Source organism: Streptomyces anatolicus, from assembly GCF_019400875.1.
In the GTDB taxonomy this organism is placed as follows: domain Bacteria; phylum Actinomycetota; class Actinomycetes; order Streptomycetales; family Streptomycetaceae; genus Streptomyces; species Streptomyces anatolicus.
In genome coordinates this window covers 1-6,282 of record NZ_WMBF01000379.1, presented here as the reverse complement: position 1 = coordinate 6,282, position 6,282 = coordinate 1, and the positions used below count along the sequence as shown (strand labels likewise).

At 69.9% G+C, this 6,282-nt stretch carries 4 protein-coding genes; 2 read left to right on the top strand and 2 right to left on the bottom strand.

The window, feature by feature from the left end:
- Positions 1–73 precede the first annotated feature (73 nt).
- Complete coding sequence (locus GKQ77_RS25290) at positions 74–964, top strand: 2-hydroxy-3-oxopropionate reductase (protein WP_125515965.1); 891 nt, start codon at positions 74–76, stop codon at positions 962–964.
- A 184-nt stretch (positions 965–1,148) separates the two neighbouring features.
- Positions 1,149–2,606, top strand: a complete 1,458-nt coding sequence (locus tag GKQ77_RS25285; protein WP_219691242.1) for a catalase — start codon at positions 1,149–1,151, stop codon at positions 2,604–2,606.
- 403 nt (positions 2,607–3,009) lie between these two features.
- Here GKQ77_RS25285 and GKQ77_RS25280 read toward each other — a convergent pair whose 3' ends face one another.
- Positions 3,010–3,588, bottom strand: coding sequence for a YdeI/OmpD-associated family protein (locus GKQ77_RS25280; protein WP_219691241.1), 579 nt, complete (start codon positions 3,586–3,588; stop codon positions 3,010–3,012).
- Positions 3,589–3,699: 111 nt separating this feature from the next.
- Positions 3,700–5,478: a glyoxylate carboligase gene (gene gcl, locus GKQ77_RS25275; RefSeq protein ID WP_219691243.1), complete on the bottom strand. Its 1,779-nt coding sequence runs from the start codon at positions 5,476–5,478 to the stop codon at positions 3,700–3,702.
- Positions 5,479–6,282: the final 804 nt, after the last annotated feature.

The following is a 6,282-nucleotide window of genomic DNA, read 5'->3' as shown; positions in this document are numbered from 1 at the left end:
CACCCACCCGTTCACCCCGCGTCAAAACCTCGCCGTAGGAACGACGTAGTACCGCATGCAGAAAGGCACCCTCATGAGCAACCTCCCTAAGATCGCGTGGATCGGACTCGGCATCATGGGCTCCCCCATGTCCGAGAACCTGATCAAGGCGGGTTACTCCGTCACCGGCTTCACCCTGGAGCAGGACAAGCTGGACCGGCTCTCGGCCGCCGGCGGCACCGCCGCGAAGTCCATCGCGGAGGCCGTCAAGGACGCCGACGTGATCGTCACGATGGTGCCCGCCTCCCCGCAGGTCGAGGCCATCGCGTACGGTCCGGACGGCATCCTGGAGAACGCGCGGTCCGGCGCCCTGATCGTCGACATGTCGTCGATCACGCCGCAGACCTCCGTGGACCTGGCCAAGGCCGCCAAGGAGAAGGGCCTGCGCGTCCTGGACGCCCCGGTCTCCGGCGGCGAGGCGGGTGCCATCGAGGCGGTCCTCTCCATCATGGTCGGCGGTGAGCAGGCCGACTTCGACGAGGCCAAGCCGCTGCTCGAAGCCCTCGGCAAGACCATCGTGCTCTGCGGTCCGCACGGCTCCGGCCAGACCGTGAAGGCCGCCAACCAGCTCATCGTCGCCGTCAACATCCAGGCGTGCGCCGAGGCCGTGGTCTTCCTGGAGAAGTCCGGCGTGGACCTGACGGCCGCGCTCGACGTCCTCAACGGCGGGCTCGCCGGCTCCACCGTGCTGACCCGCAAGAAGGACAACTTCCTGAACCGGGACTTCAAGCCCGGCTTCCGGATCGACCTGCACCACAAGGACATGGGCATCGTCACCGACGCCGCCCGCAACGTGGGTGCCGCCCTGCCCGTCGGCGCGGTCGTCGCCCAGCTCGTCGCCTCGCTGCGCGCGCAGGGCGACGGCGGTCTCGACCACTCCGCCCTGCTGCGCTCCGTCGAGCGCCTTTCGGGCGCCGAGCTCTAACCCCCGCGCCGGGGAGAGCTCCCCCCTGAACTTCCGGGCCGTGGCGGCGCTGACACCTGTCCTGTCGCGCCCAGGCGCCGCCGCGGCCCGGAACCACAACCTCAAATTCAACAAACTGTTGACGTAGCTGTTCAGGGCTCCTTACGCTCCGAGCACCTCAGCAGTCACTGCACGGAAGGTCACCATGTCGAAGCGCGTGCTTACGACCGAGTCCGGCGCCCCGGTCGCCGACAATCAGAACTCCGCCACCGCCGGCGTCGGTGGCCCGATCCTGCTCCAGGACCAGCACCTCCTGGAGAAGCTGGCCCGCTTCAACCGTGAGCGCATCCCGGAGCGCGTGGTGCACGCCCGCGGCTCGGGCGCGTACGGCTACTTCGAGGTGACCGACGACGTCACCGGCTTCACGCACGCGGACTTCCTCAGCGAGGTCGGCAAGCGCACCGAGGTCTTCCTGCGCTTCTCGACCGTGGCCGACAACCTCGGCGGCGCGGACGCGGTCCGTGACCCGCGCGGTTTCGCGCTGAAGTTCTACACCGAAGAGGGCAACTACGACCTCGTCGGCAACAACACCCCGGTGTTCTTCATCAAGGACCCGATCAAGTTCCCCGACTTCATCCACTCCCAGAAGCGCGACCCCTTCACGGGCAAGCAGGAGCCGGACAACGTCTGGGACTTCTGGGCGCACTCCCCCGAGGCCACGCACCAGATCACCTGGCTGATGGGCGACCGCGGCATCCCGGCCTCGTACCGCCACATGAACGGCTACGGCTCGCACACCTACCAGTGGACGAACGCCAAGGGCGAGGCCTTCTTCGTCAAGTACCACTTCAAGACGAACCAGGGCATCCGCTCCCTCTCCAGCGAGCAGGCCGCCGAGATCGCGGGCAAGGACCCGAACTCGCACCAGACCGACCTGCTCCAGGCGATCGAGCGCGGCGTCAACCCGTCCTGGACGCTGCACGTGCAGATCATGCCCGCGTCCGAGGCGGCGGACTACCGCTTCAACCCGTTCGACCTCACCAAGGTGTGGCCGCACAAGGACTACCCGCTCCAGCGCGTGGGCCGCCTGGTCCTCGACCGCAACCCGGACAACGTCTTCGCCGAGGTCGAGCAGGCCGCGTTCTCCCCGAACAACTTCGTGCCGGGCATCGGCCCCTCGCCGGACAAGATGCTCCAGGGCCGCCTGTTCGCCTACGCGGACGCGCACCGCTACCGCCTGGGCGTCAACCACACCCAGCTCGCGGTCAACGCCCCCAAGGCGGCGAAGGCCGACAACTACGGGCGTGACGGTCTGATGGCGTCCAACGCGTACGGCCGCGACCGCAAGAACTACGAGCCCAACTCGTACGACGGCCCGGCCGAGACCGGTCAGCCGCTCTCCGCGCCGCTCGCGGTCGCCGGGTACACGGGTACGCACGCCGCCCCGACGCACACCAAGGACGACGACTTCTTCCAGGCGGGCGAGTTGTACCGCCTGATGTCGGAGGACGAGAAGTCGCGTCTGGTGGCGAACATCGCCGGCGGCCTCTCGCAGGTCTCCCGCGACGACGTCATCGAGAAGAACCTCGCCCACTTCCACGCCGCCGACGCCGACTACGGCAAGCGCGTCGAGGACGCCGTCCGCGCCCTGCGCGAGGACTGAGCGAGCGTCACCTCTTAGGCTGCGCCGGTGAGTTGACGGGAGGTCGACCTATCGGCGCTGAGCCCGCACCGCTGTCACGGACCCGGATGAGGGGTGGTACGTGACGGGTGCGGGCGGGCACGGTCCGCGGCGGCTCTGCGAGCCAGTGCGGTGGTCAAGGTCCGGCGGATTCCTTCTCGACCTGAGGGAGGGAGACCGTTGGTCCATCGCAGCCGCCGCGGGTCCCGTCCCTTTCGGGACGCCCCGCACTCCGTCCGGCAGCGCGTACGCATGTTCCGCCAGTCGCGCGCCGTCGGACGGCAACAACTTCACATTCCACGGCCGGAACGAAGAAGCGCCGGGGTACGGACGGTCCCGTACCCCGGCGCTTCTTCGCGTGCGGCGGTGTCACTGGGGCGGCCGGTCAGCGGACCGCTTCGCCCGACTCCAGCTTCGCCAGCATCCGTTCGAGCCGCGCGGTGCGCGTCGCCGGGGTCTTCGCCGTCATCAGGCGGTGCAGGACGACGTAACGCTGGGACTTGGTGAGGCCGTCGAACGTCTCGCGTGCCGCCGGCCTTGCCGCGAGCGCGGCGGTCAGGTCGTCCGGCACGGTGGCGTTGCGCTGCGACTCGTACGCCGCCGCCCAGCGGCCGTCCGCCCGCGCCGCCTCGACCTCGGCGAGCCCGGGCTCGCGCATGCGGCCCTCGGCGGCCAGTTCCGCGACCCGGTCGATGTTCACCTGCGACCACAGGCTGCGCGGGCGGCGGGGGGTGATCTTCTGGAGGTAGTACACGTCGTCGTACGACTTGCGGTGGCCGGTGATCCAGCCGTAGCAGAGCGCCGCGTCGTTGACCTCCGCGGCCGTCACCGATGCCACCCCCGAGCCCTTCTTGGCGAGCTTCACCCAGACCCCCGGCGAGCTGTCGTGGTGCTCCGCCAGCCAGGCGGCCAGCTGGGGTTCATCCGTGCAGGTCATGACCTTCAGGCCAGCGAGCGAGTCCATCCGGCCACGCTACGGGAACACGTGTGCCCCTGTAAGGAGATCGGTAAGGGCATCGCCAAGGGGCGGCCCACCCTCTCGGGTGGACCGCCCCTGTCGGCGTGCGGGAAGCGGTCAGACCTGCAGCGAGCGGATCGCCGTCGGCGCGTGGCCCGGCTCCGTCGCCAGCTCCTCGAACTCCTTGACCGCGCTGATGTCGGCCGTCGGGCTCATCGAGATGTTCGTGATGCGCTCCAGGATCGCCTCGACGACCACCGGCACCCGGTGCTCCGCCGCGAGCTTCTTGGCCTGCTCGAAGGCGGGCAGCAGGTCGTCGGGCTCGGTGACGCGGATCGCCTTGCAGCCCAGGCCCTCGGCGACCTTGACGTGGTCCACGCCGTAGACGCCCAGCTCCGGGGAGTTCTGGTTCTCGAACTCCAGGTTGACCTGGAAGTTGATGTCCAGGCCGATCTGCGCCTGGCGGATCAGGCCGAGGTAGGCGTTGTTGACCAGGACGTGGACGTACGGGATGCGGTGCTGCGCGCCGACCGCCAGCTCCTCGATCATGAACTGGAAGTCGTAGTCACCGGAGAGCGCCACGACCGGGCTCTCCGGGTCGGCCTTCGCGACGCCGAGCGCGGCCGGGATGGTCCAGCCGAGCGGGCCCGCCTGGCCGCAGTTGATCCAGTGCCGCGGCCGGTAGACGTGCAGCATCTGGGCGCCCGCGATCTGCGAGAGGCCGATCGTGGTGACGTACCGCGTCTCGGGGCCGAAGGCCTTGTTCATCTCCTCGTAGACGCGCTGCGGCTTCATGGGGACGTTGTCGAAGTGCGTGCGGCGCTGGAGCGTGGACTTGCGCTCCAGGTGGGAGGCGACCCACTCCGAGCGGTCGGGCAGCTTGCCCGCGGCCTTCAGCTCCTTGGCGACCTCGACGAAGAGTTCGAGGGCGGCCTTGGCGTCCGAGGCGATGCCGTAGTCCGGCGCGAAGATCTTGCCGATCTGGGTCGGCTCGATGTCGACGTGCACGAACTTGCGGCCCTCGGTGTACACGTCGAGCTTGTAGCCGGTGTGGCGGTTGGCCCAGCGGTTGCCGATGCCGAGGACGAAGTCCGACTCCAGGAACGTGGCGTTGCCGTAGCGGTGGCCGGTTTGCTGGCCGACCATGCCGGCGTTCAGGTCGTGGTCGTCGGGGATGGTGCCCCAGCCCATCAGGGTGGGCACGACCGGCGTGTTGGTGATCTCGGCGAACTCGACCAGGAGGTCGGAGGCGTCGGCGTTGATGATGCCGCCGCCCGCGACGATCAGCGGCCGCTCGGACTCCAGGAGGAAGCCGATGGCCTTCTCGATCTGGGCGCGGGTCGCGGACGGCTTGTAGACCGGCAGCGGCTCGTACGTGTCCGGGTCGAACTCGATCTCGGTCTGCTGCACGTCGATGGGCAGGTCGATGAGGACCGGGCCCGGGCGGCCCGAGCGCATCAGGTGGAAGGCCTGCTGGAAGATGCCGGGGACCTGCGCGGCCTCCAGGACGGTGACGGCCATCTTCGTGACCGGCTTGGCGATCGTCGCGATGTCGACCGCCTGGAAGTCCTCCTTGTGCAGGAGGTGCGTGGGCGCCTGGCCGGTGATGCAGAGGATCGGGATCGAGTCGCCGGTCGCGGAGTACAGACCGGTGATCATGTCCGTGCCGGCGGGGCCCGACGTGCCGATGCAGACGCCGATGTTGCCCGGGGTGGTGCGGGTGTAGCCCTCGGCCATGTGCGAGGCGCCCTCGACGTGGCGCGCGAGGGTGTGGTCGATGCCACCGCCCTCCTTGAGCGCCTTGTAGAAGGGGTTGATCGCGGCGCCCGGCACGCCGAACGCGTTGACGACGCCCTCGCGCTTGAGGATCTCAACTGCCGCGCGGGCAGCGGTCATACGAGCCATGGGGTTCTCCTGCTTCGACTGCTTCGACAGCTTCGATGGCTTTGCCGGCTTTTCGGCTGCCGGATACGGCTGGCGGATCCGGCTCCCGTCGCGCCCCGCGGTGAGCTTTTCGTTTCCGCATTGTGGAAAGAATGTTCTGCTATATGGAAGCAATGTAAGGGCGGGTGCCGGACACCGTCAAGAGACGTCCGCGAACCGGCCCGCCCCGGGCTTGCGTCAACTTGCCTCCGCGGGGCGCCGGTCGGGTGGAGGATGGCGGGAGAGGGCGCGAGGGGTGAGGGGCCGCGGGTGCCGGCCACGCCCCGGTGAGCGCGACGGCACGGTGGTGCGGCGGGCGGTGGCGAGGATGACGGAGGGCCGTGACGGTGGTGGCGGCGCCGTGCGGGTCCGGTGCCCGGACTGCCTGCGGGAACATCTGTACGCTCCCGCGCCGCTGCCCTGCGCGTGTGGCGCCCCCCTGACGGCGCCGGTGGCGCGCGGGGCCCCCGCGACGCCGGTCAGGGAGCGCAGCTGGGCGGACGAGTGGGTGACGGTCCACTGCGGGGCCTGCGGGCGCCGGGGCGAGTGGCCCCAGCCGGAACTGGACTGCGAGTGCGGGGCAATTCTGCGAGTGCCGGTAACCCCAGCGCCCCGCTCCCCGGCGCCGCCGGGTGACGCTCCCCTTCCGGCCCCGGACGACTCCCCTTGGGCCCCGGAAGGGGCGACGCGGGCTGCGGGCAGGCTTGCGGCGGGCCCGGGCGGGGCGCCGTCGGCCTCGGGTGGGTCTGCCCGGGCTTCGGGCGGGGCGCCATGGGC